Here is a 17,494-nt window from a genome sequence, read left to right on the forward strand (position 1 = left end):
CGGCGCCTCCAAAGCATCCGCCAATTGCCTCCAAGGCAGCGTATGACGCGGCCTGTCGCCTTTCGATAATCGCCTCCGACATCCCGTCTCATGTTGCGGAGCGCGCCATGCACAACAATAAAAATACTCGCCACCGTTTTTTGCCTGCGGTCATCGCCGGCCTTTCGACCCTTGGCCTGACGTCGTGGGCCCAGGCTGAAATCATGCTGTACGACAAGGACCAGACCACCTTTTCCACCGACGGCTATATCAACGCCTTTTACGTCAACAGCGATGTTGACCGGGCAGGGGAGCAGTTCGACCGTCGGCAGGCGCGGGTCAAGATGGGCTTCTTGCCCAACTACCTGGGCTTCAACATGGGCAAGCAGGTCGATGACCTCAAGCTTGGCGCCCGTGCCTCGTTCTGGGTGACCATCAACGACAGCGAAACCAACGGCACCGACACCGCCATCGACGTGCGGCAGTTCTACGGCACCGTCGCCAATCCGCAGTGGGGTGAAGTGCTGGTCGGCAAGGACTTCGGTCTGTTCGCCCGTTCCAACATTCTGCTGGACGAGTTGCTGGCCGGTTACGGGCAGGTCAGCGATACCCTCGGGTTGGTGGACGGCGGCGGGGTGTCGTTCGGCAACATCGGCAGCGGCTACCCATATCCGTTCCCGACTTCGCAGATCACTTACCGCACGCCGGTGATGGATGGGCTGCGGGTGGCGGTGGGCATCATGGACCCGGTAGACACCAACGACAGCAGCGCCACCGGCAAGGCCTACCAGGAAAATCCGCGTACTGAAAGTGAGGTGACCTACCAGTTCGACCTGGGTGGGGCGAAGATCTACAGCTGGCTCAACGGCAGCTACCAGACCTCGGACAACACCGACACCACGGTCGATTCAGTGACCTCCAAAGGCCTGGGCTATGGCGTACAGGCGAAGATGGGCGGCCTGTCGCTCACCGGTTCCGGGTTCCAGGCCAAGGGTATCAACCCGTTCTTCACCAACAACGCCGGCGAAGCGACGTTGCGCAATGTCGACAGTACCGGCTACCTGTTGCAGGGCTCCTACAAACTGGGCAAGAACCGCCTGGCGCTGTCCTACGGCAAGACCGAGGACGACGGCAATGGCGTGGTGGGCAGCGGCGCCGACTATGAAACCCGTGGCATAGCGCTGTTCCATGACGTCAACGACAACCTCAAGCTCGTGGCCGAATACAACCAGTTCGAAATCAACGGCCATGACACCAGCGCCCAGAACGAAGACACCGACACCTTTGCGGTGGGGGCGGTGTTGACCTGGTAAAGAGGATCCATCGGGAGCAATGCACAACCCTGTGGTGAGGGGATAAATCCCCTCACCACAGGAGCATTCCAGCCGAAGCCCGGGGTTTTTTGTGGTGGTCCCTGCCGTGCGCATCGCGGCAGGGGCCGCCACTGTTCTCCTCCCATGGAAGCGTCTACCCGCTACCCAAGTAGCATTCGTGAGTCGGGCGCCGCTTCGTACACTCAAGGTTCCTGTCACGCACCCGTCGGAGGCGAAGATGCTAAAGGCCCAGAGCGAAGGTGTGATAAGCGCCATGTCCCAGGCAACGAACGTCCAGCAAGTTGCCCAGGAGCTGGCGCGGCAGTTGTTGCACCCGCACTTGGGTTTCGTGCTGTTTTTCTGCTCCGCCGAATACGACTTGCCGGCTCTTGGCCAGGCACTCTCCCAGAGCTTCGGCGGGATTCGCCTGGTGGGCTGCACCAGCGCCGGAGAAATCACCAGTCAAGGCTATGGCCGCAACTGCGTCACAGCGGTGGGTTTCGATCATCGGCATTTTTCCATTGCCGCCGAGCTGATCGGGGAAATGGAGCACTTCAGCCTGATCGACGCCCAGCAAATGGTCGAACGACTGGCCAGCGGTTGCCGCAGCAATGCGCTGGCGCCGATCAAGGGCCACAGCTTTGCCCTGACCTTGCTCGATGGGTTGTCCAGTCGCGAGGAGATGGTGCTGGCGGCGTTGAGCGCGGCGCTGGGGGACATTCCGCATTTCGGCGGTTCGGCCGGCGACGACAACTACCTGACTCACACCCACGTGTACTACGAAGGTCAGTTCCACAGCGGCGCGGCCGTGGTGGTGCTGATCAACACCTGGCTGGATTTCGAGGTGTTCACCACCCATCACATCCTGCCTCGGGAGGAGAAGTTGGTCGTGACCGGGGCCGACAGCACCTCACGGCGTGTCTACGAGCTCAATGCCGAGCCCGCCGCCGAGGAATATGCCCGGCACATCGGTGTGCCGGTGAACGCGTTGAACTACCGGGTCTTCGCCGCCCATCCGCTGGCGGTGCGCATCAACGACCAGTATTACGTGCGGGCGATCCAGCAGGTGCACCCAGACCTGAGCCTGAGTTTTTACTGTGCGGTGGAGAACGGCATCGTGCTCACGGCGATGACCCCGGGCCCTTTGCTGCACAACCTGCAAGAACTGTTCAGCGGCTTGCAGGGGCGTCTGGGTGACTTGCTGCTGACCATCGGCTGTGACTGTTTTCTCAGGCGCATGGAACTGGAAGATCGCGGTGGCCTGGAGCAGATCGGCCAGTTCCTGCGCGACCATCGCGTGATGGGCTTCAACACCTACGGAGAGCAGTTCAATGGCATGCACATCAACCAGACCTTCACCGGAGTTGCCATTGCCCGCCATCGCGTCCCCGGCCATCGCTGACCTGCAGGCGCAGATCGCCAGCCTGCAGCACGAAAACCGCAAACTGCGGCGGATCAACGACGCACTGATCGAACGGGTGGAGTCCGGCGTGACCCGGGGCAACGACCCGTATGCGGCGTTCCAGCATTCAGTGGTGCTGGCTGAGCAGGTTCGCGAGCGCACCGACGCCCTGAACCAGGCCATGGCCGAGCTCAAGGCCGGCAATCACCTGCTGGGCGAAGCGCGGCTGCGCGCGGAAACCGCCCACCGGCACCTGATCGATGCCATTGAGAGCATTTCCGATGCATTTGTGCTGTTCGACGAACAACAGCGCATCGTCCTGTTCAACAGCCGCTTCAAGGCATTCTGGGCCCACAGCCGCGTGCGTATCATCGCCGGGATGCGCATTTCCGAGGTCAAGCGACTGATGACCGCCAACGGGTTGTTCAGCGAAGAACCGCGTGGCCAGGCCGACGAGCATGTGCTTTACCGCTTGCAGAACGGGCGCTGGCTGCAAGTCAGCGAACGACCAACCCAGGAAGGCGGTCGAGTGATTCTGTTTACCGACATCACCGACGTCAAACTCAGTGAAACCGTGCGTCGCGAACAGGCCATCGCGCAGAAATCGCACTTGTTGCAACGGGCCGTGGACAACCTTTCCCAGGGCGTGGCCATGGTCAATGCCCAGGGTGTGCTGGAGTTGTGGAACCGTCGCTTCCTGGAACTCAGCGGTCTGGCGCCAGTGGCGGCCCATCGGCCGTTTTCCGAGGTGATCGCCGACAGTGAACTGCAACTGCTGACCCCGGCCAGTCGCGACAGCAATGGCCGGCTCATCCACGAAAGCGAGCAGCGCCTGTCGGATGGCCGGGTCCTGGAGATTCGCACCCATCCGCTACCCACCGGCGGCTACGTCAACACCTTCACCGACATCACCGAGCGCTACCAGCACGCCGAGGCCCTGAGTGAAAGCGAACGCTGGATCCGCCTGATCACCGACCATGTGCCGGCGCTGATCGCCTACCTCAATGCCGACTTGGTCTACGAATTTACCAACAAAGTCTACGAGCAATGGTATTGCTGGCCCCGTGGCGTGATGCTCGGCCAGAGCCTGCGCGAGGCCCACAGCGAACAGCATTACCAGCGCCTGGAGGCCTACGTGGCCCGGGCCTTGGCCGGTGAGAGTGTGACGTTCGAGTTTGCCGAGACCAATATCAACAACCAGGAACGCTATATGCTGCGTTCCTACGTGCCCAATCGGCTGGCCAATGGTGAAGTGGTGGGGATCTTCGTGCTGATCCGCGACATCACCGAGCGGCGTCGCACCGCCGAGGCGCTGCACCAGGCCTACCAGAACCTGGAACAGCGCGTCCAGGAACGCACCGCCGAACTGACCACCCTCAATGACCAGCTATTGCGCGAAATCGACGAGCGCAGCCGGGTGGAGTTGCGCTTGCGCGAGGCCAAGCGCGAGGCCGAGCAGGCCAACCTGTCGAAAACCAAATTCCTCGCGGCGGTCAGCCATGACCTGCTGCAACCGCTCAACGCCGCGCGGCTGTTCACCAGCGCTTTGCTCGAGCGCCGTGAGCCGGTGGCGAATGCGCAACTGGTGCGCAACGTCAGCCACTCGCTGCAGGACGTGGAAAACCTGTTGGGCACGCTGGTGGACATTTCCAAGCTTGATGCCGGGGTGATCAAGGCCGATATCGCGCCGTTCGCCCTCAGCGAGTTGCTCGACAACCTGGCCGCCGAATACGTCCAGGTGGCGCGCAGTGAGGGGCTGGAACTGCACTTTGTGCCGTGTTCGGCCCTGGTGCGCAGCGACATGCAGTTGCTGGCGCGGATCCTGCGCAATCTGCTGAGCAATGCCATTCGCTATACCCCCAGCGGGCGGGTGGTGCTGGGCTGTCGCCGGCACCGCCAGCGCTTGTCCATCCAGGTCTGGGACAGCGGCATCGGCATTGCCGAAAACCGTCTTGAAGAGATCTTCCAGGAGTTCAAGCGCGGCGATGTACAGCGCCCGGATCAGGATCGAGGGTTGGGCCTGGGACTGGCGATCGTCGAGAAAATCGCCGGGATCCTTGGGCACCGGATCCAGGTGCGTTCATGGCCGGGCAAGGGCTCGGTGTTCTCCATCGACGTGCCCCTGAGCGCCACCGCGCCCAAGCCGTTGCCGAGCCTGGAGATGAGCGAACCGATGCTTGAGCGCTTGCGCGGGGCCCGGGTCTGGGTGCTGGATAACGACGCGGCCATCTGCGCCGGCATGCGTACGCTGCTCGAAGGTTGGGGGTGTCGGGTGGTGACTGCGCTGTCGGAGCAGGACCTGGCGCGTCAGGTGGACAACTACCATGCCGAGGCCGACCTGCTGATTGCCGACTATCACCTGGACAACGAACAGAACGGCGTCGACGCCGTGGCCCGGATCAACGCCCGCCGGGCCTCGGCGATCCCGGCGATGATGATCACCGCCAACTACAGCAACGAACTCAAGCAGCAGATCCGCGAACGCGGCCACACCCTGATGCACAAGCCGGTGCGGCCGATGAAACTGAAGATTGCGATGAGTCATTTGTTGAGTGGGCCCAAGAGTCATTGAGCCGAACGCTGTTGTGGCGAGGGGATTTATCCCTGCTGGGCTGTGAAGCAGCCCCCCTGGATCTGCCAGGCAGACCGAGTTCTTAGGTTTTAGGGCCGCTTCGCGCCCCAGCGGGGATAAATCCCCTCGCCACAGGGATGTGTGTCAGCGGTTCAACGACGCAGATAAGCCCCGAAATCAATATCCCCGGCACTGAGAATCGCTTGCACCCGATTGTGCACATTGAGCTTGCGCAGGATGGCCGAGACGTGAGCCTTGACCGTGGTTTCGGCGATCTCCAGCGTGTAGGCGATCTGTTTGTTCGACTCGCCCTTGGTCATGCGTTCCAGCACCAGCAATTGTTTACGGGTCAGGGCCTGGAGCAGCTCGGGCGCAAAGGCCGGGGTTTCGTTCAGGCGGCGGCCCATCGGGCTTTTCTGCGTGCGGATGATGTCCGGTGGCAGGTACACGTTGCCGTTGAGAATCTGCTCGATGGCGTCGGTCATCTGCGAGCGCGGCGAGGACTTGGTGATGAACCCCACCGCGCCGTAGGTAATGGCTTGCAGCACCACCTGTTTGTCCTGTTCGGCGGAGACGATCACCACGGGGATGGTCGGCGCCTCGTTGCGCAGGTTGATCAGGCCATTGAGGCCGTGCATGCCGGGCATGTTCAGGTCCAGCAGGATCAGGTCGAGGTCGTCGTGCTCGCGGGTCAACGCCAGGGCGCTGTCCAGATCGGCGGTTTCCATCACCTCGCTGCCAGGAAAACCGTCGCTGATGACGTTGTGGATGGCTTCGCGAAACAGTGGGTGATCGTCGGCTATCAGGATCTTATACATGGCCATTCACCTCGTTATTGTCGTGTGGGTGGGGCGGGGGCACGCACTCATTTGAATCAGGGAAAGGGTTCGGGCCGGGCCGCTTGCAAGGGCAGGCGGGCCGCCTCCCAAGCGTCGAGGCCGTCGCGGTACCAATACAACTGTTTATAGCCCATGGCGGCGGCGCGTTTTACCGCGTTCCAGCTCAACCAGCAATCAGAGCGGCAATAAAAGACCAGCGGTTGATCCGCTCGCCCGCCCGTGGCTTTTCCCAGGTGATGGTTGAAGTAATCCTGCCAGGTCGGGTCGAGTTCGCCGTCGCCGGTATTGGCCAGCCACAGGCTGCCGGGGAGGTTGGCGTGGGGCTCGTTGTCGATGAAGCGTCCCTGGAGCCAGGGGCGGCGATAGACGTCGATCAGGATCGCAGATGGCGTTTGCATCATCAGCTGTTGCAGTGCCTGGGTATCGAGTGTCTTTGCGCCATCGACGGTGGCGGGCGTCGGGCTGCGGTACTGGGCAATGCGATAGCCCTGCGCGGAGAACAACGCAGTGTCAGCCTGGGCGACATTCAGCCACAGGCCCAGCAAGACGATCACCAGCAAACGGGGCATGGGAATTTATCCTTTTTGTTATGCGCCCATTACATGCCAGGGTCGAGGTCTTGTGAATGCGACCATAGACAGGAAAACCGGTACTAAAGTAGTAATTTCGGGCTCAAAGACAAGTGTCAAACCTAGGATCAWGCTCTATCCCCTGTGGGAGCGAGCCTGCTCGCGATAGCGGTGCGTCAGTCACGTCTCTGCCAACTGAACCACCGCTATCGCGAGCAGGCTCGCTCCCACAAGGGATATTCGTCGTGCAATCAGCCTGCTTTGCGCAACGCCGCATGCTGCGGATTGAAGGTCCACACCGCCAGTAGCGCGAACACCAGAGTCAAGCCCGCGCACACCACCATTGCCAGCAGATTGAACCGTTCATACAACGCATAACGCACCAGCTCCACCCCATGGGTGAACGGACTCACCGCGCACAGCCAGTACAGCCAAGGGCTGGCCTCCAGCATTTTCCACAACGGATACAGCGCCGAGGACAGGAAGAACATCGGGAAGATCACGAAATTCATCACCCCGGCAAAGTTCTCCAGTTGCCGGATGGCATTGGACAGCAGCAAGCCCAGGGCGCTGAGCATCAGGGCCACCAGCAGCAGCGCCGGAAACGCCAGCAGCAGGCCCATGGCCGGTGGCTGGATGCCGTACAGCCAGGCAATGGCGAGAAATGCGTAGACCTGCAACAACGAGATCAACGAGGTTGCCAGCAACTTGCTCGCCAGCAGGAAGGCCCGCGGCAGAGGGCTGGTGAGCAGCACGCGCATGCTGCCCATTTCCCGGTCATAGACCATCGACAGCGAACCCTGCATGCCATTGAACAACAGGATCATGCAGGCAAGGCCAGGCACGATGTACACCTCATAAGGGATGTAGGTGTCATAGGGGGCAATGATGGCGATGCCCAGTGCCGCACGAAAGCCGGCGGCGAACACCAGCAGCCACAGCAGCGGCCGCACCAGGGCACTGAGAAAGCGCGTGCGTTGTAGCACGAAACGCAGCCATTCACGCACCACGATGCCGCTGAAGCATTGCCAATACGCGTTCATGGGTGAACTCCCGCTGCGGTCAGGTGGGTGAAGGCCGAACCGAGGGTGCCGCCATGTGCCTGACTGACGGCGTCGGCGCGTGCGCTGGCGACGAGGCGGCCTTGATGCAGGATCAGCAGATCGTCGCTGGGCTGTACTTCGTCCAGCAGGTGCGTGGTCCACAGCACGCTGATGCCCTCGTGGCACAACTGGCGAACGTGTTGGTTCAGGGCCAGCCGGCTGGCCGGGTCAAGGCCAACGCTGGGTTCATCGAGCAGTAACAGGCGCGGTTCATGCAGCAGCGCCCGGGCGATTTCCACCCGGCGACGATGGCCGCCATTCAGGGCGCGCACCCGTTCGTGGCGCCGCTCGGTCAACTGCTGGCGGGCCAGTTCCGCGTCGATGCGCACACTGCCCTGGCGCCGCGACAGGCCATGCAGCGCAATGTGGTAACGCAGGTTCTGCTCGACACTCAGGTCCAGGTCCAGGGTGCTCTGTTGGAACACCACACCCAACTGGCGCAAGGCCGGCAGCGGCGAGGTCTGCAACGAATGGCCGCCGACGCGGACCTCACCACGCTGCACGTCATACAGGCGCGTGAGCAAGGCAATCAGCGTCGATTTGCCGGCGCCATTGGGGCCCAGCAACGCGGCGAAGCGCCCGGCTGCGAGGTTGAAACTCACCTGCTTGAGGGCTTCGCGCGCGCCGTAGGCGAAGCTCAGGTCGCTGACTTCCAAGGCGTTCATGGCGTCACCACTACGCCCCAGGGATAGCGCCCAACCTTCACCGACTTGAGCACTTTGCGGCTCTGCACGTCGATCACCGACACATCACCGCTGACGCCATTGGTTGCCAGCAGTTGGCGTTGATCGGGGGTGAATGCCAGTTGCCAGACACGCCGCCCCACCAGCAGGTAATCCAGCACTTCGAAGGTCTTGGCATCGATGACGGCGACGTGATTGGCCGGGCCCAGGGCGACGAAGGCGAGTTTGCCGTCGGCGCTGAGCTTGATGCCCACTGGCTGTACCTTGTCGGGGTGAACGCCCTTGATCTGGAACGTCAGCGTCTTGAGCACCTGGCGACTGGCGACATCGAGAATCGTCAGTGTGCCGCCGATTTCCGCCGAGGCCCAGAGCTGCGAACCGTCACGACTGAACTCGACGAAACGCGGCCGTTGGTCCACCAGTGTGTTGTCGGCCAAGGTCTGGGTGCTGGTGTCGATCCAGTGCAGCATGTTGGTGGTTTCACTGGTGTTGACCGCCCATTTGCCATCGGGGCTGACGGCCATGCCTTCGGGCTCGACGCCGACGCCGATCTGTCCCAGCACCTCGGAAGTCTGGGTGTCGATCACGGTCACCAGGGCATCGTCTTCGTTGGACACGTAGAGCCAGCGGTCATTGGGGTGCAAGGCGAACTGTTCCGGGTCCTTGCCGGAGGGCAATTCCTTGATGATCTTGCGGGTGGCGACGTCCATCACCTGGACCCGGTCCGAATCGCTGGCGCAGATGTACAGCAGGCGGTTGTCGTGGGACAGCAACAGGCCTCGGGGGCGTTGGCCCACCGGCAGGGTCTCGATGACCTCCAGGCTCTGCATGTCGATCAGGCTCAGGCTGTTGTCTTTCTCATTGGAAACCCAGGCGATGCTGGCGGCGGCGGGGCCGGCGACCAACAACGCCGCCGCCAGGGTGAGGGTCTGGCAAAGCAGGGCAGGTTGGAACCGGGTCGGGTCAAGCAGGGGGCGGCGCATGGCGGTTTCCTTATTGTTGTTCTTGAAGGGATCAGGGGTAGCGGCAGCTCACTTCGGGCCGGTCGTAGCCCAGGCTGTCCATTTCGTTGGTAGGGTGCAGAAAACCGTCCTGGGGCGAGGTGCTCACCAGCGCCCGCGGCTGAACCAGGGGAATCGGCTGGCGCAGTTGCCCGTTCCACGGCCGGTAACTGAGCTTGCGCCCCTTGAAACCGTCCAGCGGCAATTGCTCGCTCAGCGCCAGTTGGCGGATGGCCAATGGATCGTCCTGGCGCAGTTTGCTCACGGCACTGGCGATGCTGCGCACGGCGATCCAGGCGGCGAAATCACGATCATTCATCCAGCGCCCGGCCAGGGCTTCGAAGCGTTTTTGCAGCTGTGCCGCGCCGTAGGTTTCCACGGTCTTGTGCCAGGCGGTGGGGGTCAGGCCTTGCGTGCCGGCCACCGGACGCGGGTACCAGGTCTGGTAGGGCACGTATTCGCCGAAGTCGCCGCGCTCGTCGGCCACCAGCACCACGTCGTATTCGGCGGTCTGGGTGAACAAAGGCATGTCGGCCTGGGCGCTGCGGCGCTGGTCGTTGTCGAACTGCCAGTCTTTTTGCGCGACGACCTTCATGCCGAAACGCTTCATGGCTCGTCGTAGCGCAGCAGCATAGGCCTGGTCCTCGGCCGTCTGGCCGACGATCAGTAATGCCCGCTGCCATTTGCGTACGACGCTGAACTGCACCAAGGCATCGGCGAGCATCGCCCGGTCGGGCAAGCTGTGGAGCACGTTGCCCAGGCAATCGGTGGTGCGCAGGCTGTCGTCGGCGCTGCCGGCATTGAACAGCAGGCTGTCGGGCAGGGCGGCACTGAGTTGGCGCAGGCTGGCGGATGGGGCATTGACCACAAACAACCGCAGGCCTTGGTCATGCTGCGCTTGGGCGGCCTGGAGCAAGGCTTCGGGGCTGTCGACGCTGGCGCTTTGCAGCTGGTAATCGTGCTTGAGAAAACGCCCGGTGCTGTTGCTGTCGACAATCGCCAACTGCGCCCCGCGCAGTCCGGCATCGGCGGGCTCTTCAATGACGTTGGACAGCAGCGGGCCCGGGTCGGGGCGGTAACCCAGGTAGCCGATGCGCACTTGCAGCGGCGCGCCGTCGCCAGCCTGGGCGGCGACCGGCAACCCGGCGCTGGCCGCTGCGAGCAAAGGGATCAAGGCGTAACTGACGAGCCGGCGCATAACACCTCCATTGCGGGTAGCGCCAGCATAGAAAGCCTGTGTCCAGGGGGAAATATGCAGAAAGTACCGCCGGGCCAGTACCAAGGTAGTAACCCGCTGTCGACGCCGGGGTTTTAGGATGCCAGTCATCGTCATTCATCAGGAGCGGACAGACCGTGCGGATTCTCAAAGCCCTGCTGCTACCGTTGTTGCTGATCTTGAGTCTGATTGGCGTGGATCGGTTGTCTGGCAAACCAAAGAGCTGCCGCGAACACAAAACCTGCGAGCACAGAGGTTCCCCTGTGGGAGCGAGCTTGCTCGCGATAGCGGTGGTTCAGTCGACAGCGCTGTTGAATGTGCCGATCTCATCGCGAGCAGGCTCGCTCCCACAGGAGTACTGTGCCGGCCAGGGGTTGGGCCGCTAACCATGTCGGCCCTCTGGCGAATCAACCTCTGGGTGACGGCGTTTTTCGCCCTGGTCACCCTGGCTTGTGCGGTCCTGTTGCTGCATCAAGCCACGGCTGATGTGAAACGTGAGCTGCAATCGGCCGAGTCCGTGGTGCATTACCTGAGTGAAACCGCCGAACGCAACCCGGCCAGTCTCCAGTCGCGGTTGACCGGCAGTCTGCGTCATGTACGGGTTCACTGGTTGGCGGCGGGGCAGGTGCAGCCGGGGAACAGCGAGGGCGGGGTGAGCGCCTGGCTTGGTCGCTGGTTACTGGGCGACGCTCCGGCTGCCGCGGTGGTGGATTTGCGCGACGGTCGCCGGGCCTGGATCGCGGTCGACCCTCGGGACGAAATCGAAGAAGTCCTCGATTCCCTGGTGCAACTGCTCGGCGTCTGTGCGCTGGCGTTGTTGGTCAGCCTGCTGGTGATCCGCTGGGCGGTGCGCCGGGGTATGGGATTGCTCGATGAATTGCTGCAGGCCCTGCGTCAGGTCTGCGCCGGCGATCTGCGGGTGCGGCTGGCCGCTGATGCTATCCCGGAGGCCCGACAATTGGCGGTGCATTTCAATCGCATGACCGCTGCCCTGACTCAGGCGCAGGCCGATAACACCCGGCTTACTCAAGCCCTGCTGGCTGTGCAGGAGCAGGAACGCACGAAGCTGGCTCGGACCCTGCACGATGACCTGGGCCAATACGTGGCAGGGATCCGCGCCCGGGCATGCTTGCTGCGGCTGGTGATCGATCAGCCGCCGATGCTGGAGCAGACCGTCAGCCAGCTCGAGGGTCATTGCGAGCATCTGCAACAGGGATTCCGTGCGCTGGTGCAAGACCTGTATCCGGTGGTGCTTCAGCACTTGCCGCTGTCCGAGGCCATCGAGCTGCTGGTGGCTCAGTGGCAACAAAACCAGGGCATCGCCTGTCAGCTGCGGATCAACGCGCCGTTGCCGCCGTTGTCGGGCTCGAACAAGACCCACCTGTATCGCCTGTTGCAGGAAGCGCTGACCAATGTCGTCCGGCATGCCGGCGCCACGCAGGTGCGGATTCGCCTGCAGCATCGGGCCGGGCGTTTGCGAGTGCTGGTGCGTGACAACGGCCGGGGAGCGACCGGGCCCCATCGAGCGGGCGTTGGCCTGCACTCGATGTCCGAGCGCGCCCGCAGCCTGGGTGGCGAACTGCGCATCATCAGCCAGCCCGGTGCCGGTTGGGCGCTGGCCTTGAATATTCCCCTGGAGGCGTGATGAACATCTTGTTGGTCGACGATCATGCGGTGGTTCGGCAGGGCTATGCCAGCCTATTGCGGGCGCTGATGCCGGAGCTGCACGTGCGCGAAGCCGCCACCGGTGAGGAGGCGTTGAGTCAAGTGCTGGAGCAGGTGCCTCACCTAGTGATCATGGACTTCGGCCTGCCCGGTATCAGCGGGCTGGAAACCACCCGGCGCCTGCGCCAGCGCCTGCCGCAACTGCGGGTGCTGTTCTTCAGCATGCACGATGAACTGCCATTGGTCCGTCAGGCGCTGGACGCCGGGGCTGCGGGCTACCTGACCAAGAATTCGGCACCTCAGATACTGGTGGAGGCCGTGCGCCGGGTGCTGGCCGGCCATGCCTACATCGAACAAGCCCTGGCCACCCAGTTGGCCTGCGCCAGTACCCGACACGACACCGACCCGCGCTTGCAATGCATGACCCAGCGCGAGCTGGAGATCTTCGTGATGCTCGCCAGGGGCACCCCGGCGCGCACCATTGCCGAACAGCTGTGCATCAGCGCCAAGACCGTGTCCAATCACTTGACGCTGCTCAAGAGCAAGCTGCAGGTCAGTTCCCATGCCGAACTGGTCCACCTGGGGATCGACATGGGCGTGGTGCGGGTGGCGGGGTGAGCCCCTCATGTTCTCGCAATGATGCTCAACTGTGGCGAGGGGATTTATCCCCGTTGGGCTGCGCAGCAGCCCCAAAGCCTGAAGACTCGGTGTGCCAGGTCTATTGAGCTGGCTGTTTTAGGGCTGCTGCGCAGCCCAGCGGGGATAAATCCCCTCGCCACAAGGCTTTGTATGTATCTGGAGACTTCATTGATCCCAGGACGCTGGGCAACCCGTACACCCTTGCATATTCGCATCCTGAAAATTCCCGTAATGCTGGCGTGAACCGCTCATGTTGGCGTCTTCCAGGTTGCTTTCGCCAAGCTTGGCTTCCTGCAGGTTGGCGTCGCGCAGGTCGGCGCCCTTGAGGTCTGCCTTGCTCAGCCAGGCCATTTCCAGGTCGGCGGCTTGCAGGTTGGTTTCGTGCATTCGGGCGCCGGACAGCCGGGCGAATTGAAGATACGCGGCGCTCAGGTCGGCTTTCTGGAACTGCGCGCCCTGGGCAAACAGGCCCCAGCCCTGGATAGCCTTGAGCGTGGCCCCACTGAAGTCCGCCAGGCGCAGGTTGCTTTGCTGCAAGCTGGCACGGGTCAGGTTGGCGCCTTGCAGACGGGCTTTTTCCAGATTGGCCAGGTCCAGCCGCGCATGGCGCAGATCGGCGCCCCGCAGGTCGGCACCGCTGAGGTTCATTTTGCGCAGGTCCTGGTTGGCCAGCCGGGCGCCGCGAAGGTCGGCGCCGGGGCATTGGCTGGACTCGGCGATGATGCAGCCGTTGATGGTCAGGGGCATGTCGAGGTCGTCGGCGCTGGCATTTGCGGCGAACACGATCAATAAAACCAGTGGATAGTTCATGGCAGGAACTCGAGTTAACTGTGGGAGCGAGCCTGCTCGCGAAGCCGTCGGCACATTCAACATCACTGCCAACTGAACCACCGCTATCGCGAGCAGGATCGCTCCCACAAGGGATCTTTGCTGGACACAGAATCTGTGTCCAATGAGATCAAGAGTGGGAGCGGGCTTGCTCGCGAAGCCGTCGGTACATTCAACATCACTGCCAACTGAACCACCGCTATCGCGAGCAGGATCGCTCCCGCAAGGGTTATTGGCGGGCCACCTTGTTATCCCAACTCGGAATCTTGAACACCCAGAACGACCCGCCCTGGGCCACCGGCTTGGTCAGCTCGGCCATGTCGCCGCCCCACAACGGCACGGCGCCGCCGTAGCCGACGGTCACGCCGATGTACTGTTCGCCGTCCTGTTCCCAGGTGATGGGCGGGGAGACGATGCCGCTGCCGGTCTGGAACTTCCACAGTTCCTGGCCGGTCTTGGCGTCGAAGGCCTTGAAGAAGCCGTCGCCGGTGCCGGTGAACACCAGATTGCCCTTGGTGGCGAGCACCCCGGCCCACAGCGGCAAGGCTTCCTTGTGTTCCCAGACCACCTTGCCGGTGGTGGGGTTCATCGCCCGCAGGCTGCCGACGTGATCGTCATACATGCGCTTGATGCGAAAGCCCATGCCCAGGTAGGCCGAGCCTTTCTTGTAGTTAACCTCTTCGGTCCAGTATTCCTCCTTCCACTGGTTGCCCGGCACGTAGAACAGCCCGGTGTCCTGGCTGTAGGCCATGGGATTCCAGTTCTTGCCACCCAGGAAAGGCGGTGAGACTTCCACCGGTTTGCCCTTGGTTTCACCCGGCAGTGGCTTGGCCGGACGCTGACCTGGATTTTCCACCGGGCGGCCGGTCTTCAGGTCGATGTGGCTGGCCCAGGTGATGTTGTCGACGAAAGGGAAGGCGTTCTGCAGCTTGCCGTTGTTGCGGTCCACTACGTAGAAAAAGCCGTTGCGGTCGGCGTGAGCGGTGGCCTTGACCAGCTTGCCGTCCTTGTCTTTGTAGTCGAACAGCACCAGCTCGTTGTTGCCGGAGAAATCCCAGGCATCGTTGGGCGTGTGCTGGTAGAACCACTTCACCTCGCCGGTACTCGGGTCGACGCCCACCTGGCCGGAGGTGTAGAGGCTGTCGTAATCCTGCGGGTTGCCATCCTTGGCCGTGCGCGCCCAGGTGTTCCATGGCCCCGGGTTGCCGGCGCCGACGATGATGGTGTTGGTTTCGGGGTCGAAACTGGCGCTCTGCCAAGGTGCGCCGCCGCCGTGGCTCCAGGCCTCGACCTTGCCGGTTTCGGTGGTTTTGTCGTCGGGCCAGGACGGTGCTTTCACATCGCCGGTCGGCGTGCTGTCCTTGCCGTTGAGACGGCCCATGTGGCCTTCGACGAAAGGCCGCATCCAGACTTCTTCACCGGTGTCCGGGTCCCGGGCGAACAGTTGCCCGACCACGCCGAACTCATCCCCGGAACTGCCATGGATCAACAGCACCTTGCCGCTGGTCTTGTCCTTGATCAGTACCGGGGCTCCGGTCATGGTGTAGCCGGCCGCGTGATCGCCGAACTTCTTGTTCCACACCACTTTGCCGGTGTTTTTATTCAGGGCGACCACCCGCGCATCCAGCGTGCCGAAGTAGATCTTGTCGCCGTAAATGGCCGCGCCCCGATTGACCACGTCGCAGCACGGGCGAATGTTGTCCGGCAGCCGATGGCTGTAGGTCCACAGGCGTTTGCCGGTCTTGGCGTCGAGGGCGAATACCCGCGAGTAAGAGCCGGTGACGTACACCACGCCGTCGCTGACGATGGCCTGGGACTCCTGGCCGCGCTGCTTTTCGTCGCCGAATGAATAAGACCAGGCCGGCGTGAGCTTGAACACGTTCTTGTCATTGACCTGGGCCAGCGGGCTCCAGCGCTGGGCGTTGGTGCCCATGCCGTATTGCAATACGTCGCGGGTGGTCAGGTGGTCGTTGGCGATGTCTTCCCAGGTGACTGCGGCGTTCGCCTGCGGAGTCAGGGACAGGCTGCCGGCCAGCAGCAAGGCAACGGTCAGGGAAGAGAGGGCGGGGAGCGTTTTTATTGTCATGGTGGGCATTCCCAGTGAGGTTTTGGCCTGACTAGGTTGGGTCGCGTGAGGGCTCTACCGATACGGAAAAAGTCCCGCCCTTGCCGGGAAGACTTCCCGAACCAGCTGTCTTTGCGAACCGCGCCGGATGACCCGCTACCAAGGAACTAGAGTGCGGCCACCAAAGCAGCATTCGGCTGGGGTGCAGGCGTTCCTAAGATGACGGCACGGCCTCTGTAGAGAGGTCTTGCGTGCAAATTCGAGGGCATAACAATGACAACAAAACGCAACGCCATCATCGCTACCGCATTGCTGATAGGGCTGACCGGCGCAGGCTCCGTGTGGGCCCATGGCAACGTAGTGCCCCAGGCAGTGGAAACCAAAGGGCTGACCCCGATCAAGGACACCGGCCTGCCAACAGATGGCGATGGTTGGCTCGCGCAAAACCCTTACCGCAGTTCTCCCGAGCGAGACAAAGCGGTGGAAATCGGCGCCTCGGCCTACAACCAGAACTGCGCCGCGTGCCACGGCCTGGAAGCCAAGTCCGGCGGGATCGCGCCGGATCTGCGCATGCTGGACGCCGCCGAAGCCGGAGATGAGTGGTTTGTCGAGCGCGTGCGTCACGGCGCGGTGCGCGACGGCCGGGTCTACATGCCGAAAATGGCGGACTACTTAAGCCAGGAAGCCTTGTGGGCGGTGCGCACCTATCTCGACAGCGTGCACGTCGAGGAGTGATCGCCATGCGCCTGTTCGCGTGGATATTCTGCAGCCTGTTGCTGTGTGGCCAGACGGTTCAGGCACAGGTGCGTAACTACGACGAAATGATCGCCGCCGGCGAGCTGAAAGTGGCGGTGTACAAGGATTTTGCCCCCTATAGCTTCGAAGACCACGGCCAGCCTCGGGGCGTGGATGTGGAGCTGGCCCAGGCCCTCGCCAAAGCCCTTGGCGTGCGCCTGCGATTGATCTGGGCGCCGCCCGGCGAAAAGCTCGATGACGACCTGCGCGATTACATCTGGCGCAGCAGCGCCCTGCATGGTCGGCAACTGGCCGACCTGATGATGCGCGTGCCTTACGATCGCGACTACGTGCAAAAGCGCAACGACATCGGTGAACTGGAAAACGCCCAGGTCGCCATGTTCGGGCCTTATCAGCAGGAGTGCTGGCAAGTGGCGTACGACCGCCGACGGCTTGAAAGTGTAGGCAGTGTCGCGGTATTCCAGCAGCACCCCATTGGCGTTGAAGTCGACAGCGTGCCGTCGTTCTACCTGACCTCGGTGTTCAACGGCATGCTCAGCGCCAGGACCCATCACTTTCCCGGCGTAGGCCAGGCGTTCAAGGCCATGCGGGCCGGGCAGGTCGACGCGGTCATGGCCATGCGCGGGGAGATCGACTGGCAACTGCATGAGGCAGCCGATCCGCAACTGGCATTGGCCGAAAATGCTTACCCGAACATGGGCAAGCAACGGTGGGAAATCGGTATGGCGGTGCATGAGAGCAACCGGCAGCTGGCTTATGCGGTAGAAGAAGCGCTGGAAGGGTTGATCCGCGACGGCAGTCTCAAAACCATCTATGCCCATTACGGCCTGCGTTACGAAGTGCCCGAGATGTATCAATAGGAGC

Annotated in this window: 15 protein-coding genes; 7 read left to right on the forward strand and 8 right to left on the reverse strand. The window is 62.5% G+C overall.

From position 1 onward, the window contains the following. The first annotated feature begins 107 nt into the window (after positions 1–107). The 3 genes from CRX69_RS05625 to nahK all read left to right on the forward strand — a co-directional run bounded on the left by CRX69_RS05625 (position 108) and on the right by nahK (position 5,266). Positions 108–1,292, forward strand: coding sequence for a porin (locus CRX69_RS05625; RefSeq protein WP_107321697.1), 1,185 nt, complete (start codon positions 108–110; stop codon positions 1,290–1,292). Between the two features lie 238 nt (positions 1,293–1,530). After that, positions 1,531–2,694 (forward strand): nitric oxide-sensing protein NosP, encoded by a 1,164-nt coding sequence (nosP, locus tag CRX69_RS05630; protein WP_047228991.1) that lies wholly within the window; start codon positions 1,531–1,533, stop codon positions 2,692–2,694. After that, entirely contained in the window at positions 2,624–5,266 is a 2,643-nt protein-coding gene (gene nahK / locus CRX69_RS05635; protein WP_080962912.1) for a hybrid sensor histidine kinase/response regulator NahK/ErcS', read from the forward strand. Before nosP ends, nahK begins: the two co-directional genes overlap by 71 nt. A gap of 152 nt (positions 5,267–5,418) precedes the next feature. Here nahK and CRX69_RS05640 read toward each other — a convergent pair whose 3' ends face one another. The 6 genes from CRX69_RS05640 to CRX69_RS05665 form a co-directional block, all read right to left on the reverse strand. Next, positions 5,419–6,084: a response regulator transcription factor gene (locus tag CRX69_RS05640; RefSeq protein ID WP_047229013.1), complete on the reverse strand. Its 666-nt coding sequence runs from the start codon at positions 6,082–6,084 to the stop codon at positions 5,419–5,421. Between the two features lie 56 nt (positions 6,085–6,140). Beyond that, positions 6,141–6,674, reverse strand: coding sequence for a PQQ-dependent catabolism-associated CXXCW motif protein (locus CRX69_RS05645; RefSeq protein ID WP_107321698.1), 534 nt, complete (start codon positions 6,672–6,674; stop codon positions 6,141–6,143). Positions 6,675–6,925: 251 nt separating this feature from the next. Continuing rightward, on the reverse strand, positions 6,926–7,717 hold the full coding sequence (locus CRX69_RS05650) for an ABC transporter permease (RefSeq protein WP_076385171.1): 792 nt from the start codon (positions 7,715–7,717) through the stop codon (positions 6,926–6,928). Then, entirely contained in the window at positions 7,714–8,442 is a 729-nt protein-coding gene (locus CRX69_RS05655) for an ABC transporter ATP-binding protein (RefSeq protein WP_107321699.1), read from the reverse strand. The genes CRX69_RS05650 and CRX69_RS05655 overlap by 4 nt, the downstream gene beginning before the upstream one ends. Continuing rightward, positions 8,439–9,443: a YVTN family beta-propeller repeat protein gene (locus CRX69_RS05660; protein WP_047228996.1), complete on the reverse strand. Its 1,005-nt coding sequence runs from the start codon at positions 9,441–9,443 to the stop codon at positions 8,439–8,441. The genes CRX69_RS05655 and CRX69_RS05660 overlap by 4 nt, the downstream gene beginning before the upstream one ends. 31 nt (positions 9,444–9,474) lie before the next feature. Beyond that, positions 9,475–10,659 carry an ABC transporter substrate-binding protein gene (locus tag CRX69_RS05665; RefSeq protein WP_047228997.1) on the reverse strand — a complete coding sequence of 395 codons (1,185 nt, stop codon included), beginning with the start codon at positions 10,657–10,659 and terminating at the stop codon, positions 9,475–9,477. Between the two features lie 406 nt (positions 10,660–11,065). On the opposite strand from CRX69_RS05665, the gene CRX69_RS05675 reads away from it, so the two are divergent. Further along, the gene (locus CRX69_RS05675) at positions 11,066–12,322 is read left to right on the forward strand and encodes a sensor histidine kinase (protein ID WP_107321701.1); all 1,257 of its coding nucleotides are present in this window, start codon (positions 11,066–11,068) and stop codon (positions 12,320–12,322) included. Then, positions 12,322–12,960, forward strand: a complete 639-nt coding sequence (locus CRX69_RS05680) for a response regulator (protein ID WP_047229000.1) — start codon at positions 12,322–12,324, stop codon at positions 12,958–12,960. Before CRX69_RS05675 ends, CRX69_RS05680 begins: the two co-directional genes overlap by 1 nt. A 186-nt stretch (positions 12,961–13,146) precedes the next feature. On the opposite strand, the gene CRX69_RS05685 is transcribed toward CRX69_RS05680, so the two are convergent. Continuing rightward, positions 13,147–13,791 carry a pentapeptide repeat-containing protein gene (locus CRX69_RS05685; protein WP_107321702.1) on the reverse strand — a complete coding sequence of 215 codons (645 nt, stop codon included), beginning with the start codon at positions 13,789–13,791 and terminating at the stop codon, positions 13,147–13,149. 247 nt (positions 13,792–14,038) lie between these two features. Beyond that, the gene (exaA, locus tag CRX69_RS05695) at positions 14,039–15,895 is read right to left on the reverse strand and encodes a quinoprotein ethanol dehydrogenase (RefSeq protein ID WP_047229002.1); all 1,857 of its coding nucleotides are present in this window, start codon (positions 15,893–15,895) and stop codon (positions 14,039–14,041) included. Between the two features lie 252 nt (positions 15,896–16,147). Here exaA and pedF point away from each other — a divergent pair, with 252 nt between their 5' ends. Beyond that, positions 16,148–16,609, forward strand: a complete 462-nt coding sequence (gene pedF / locus CRX69_RS05700) for a cytochrome c-550 PedF (RefSeq protein WP_076385155.1) — start codon at positions 16,148–16,150, stop codon at positions 16,607–16,609. Positions 16,610–16,614: 5 nt separating this feature from the next. Further along, positions 16,615–17,490, forward strand: coding sequence for a substrate-binding periplasmic protein (locus CRX69_RS05705; protein ID WP_047229004.1), 876 nt, complete (start codon positions 16,615–16,617; stop codon positions 17,488–17,490). The last annotated feature ends 4 nt before the right edge of the window (positions 17,491–17,494 follow it).

Origin of the sequence: Pseudomonas rhizophila (genome assembly GCF_003033885.1) — a bacterium.
GTDB lineage: Bacteria > Pseudomonadota > Gammaproteobacteria > Pseudomonadales > Pseudomonadaceae > Aquipseudomonas > Aquipseudomonas rhizophila.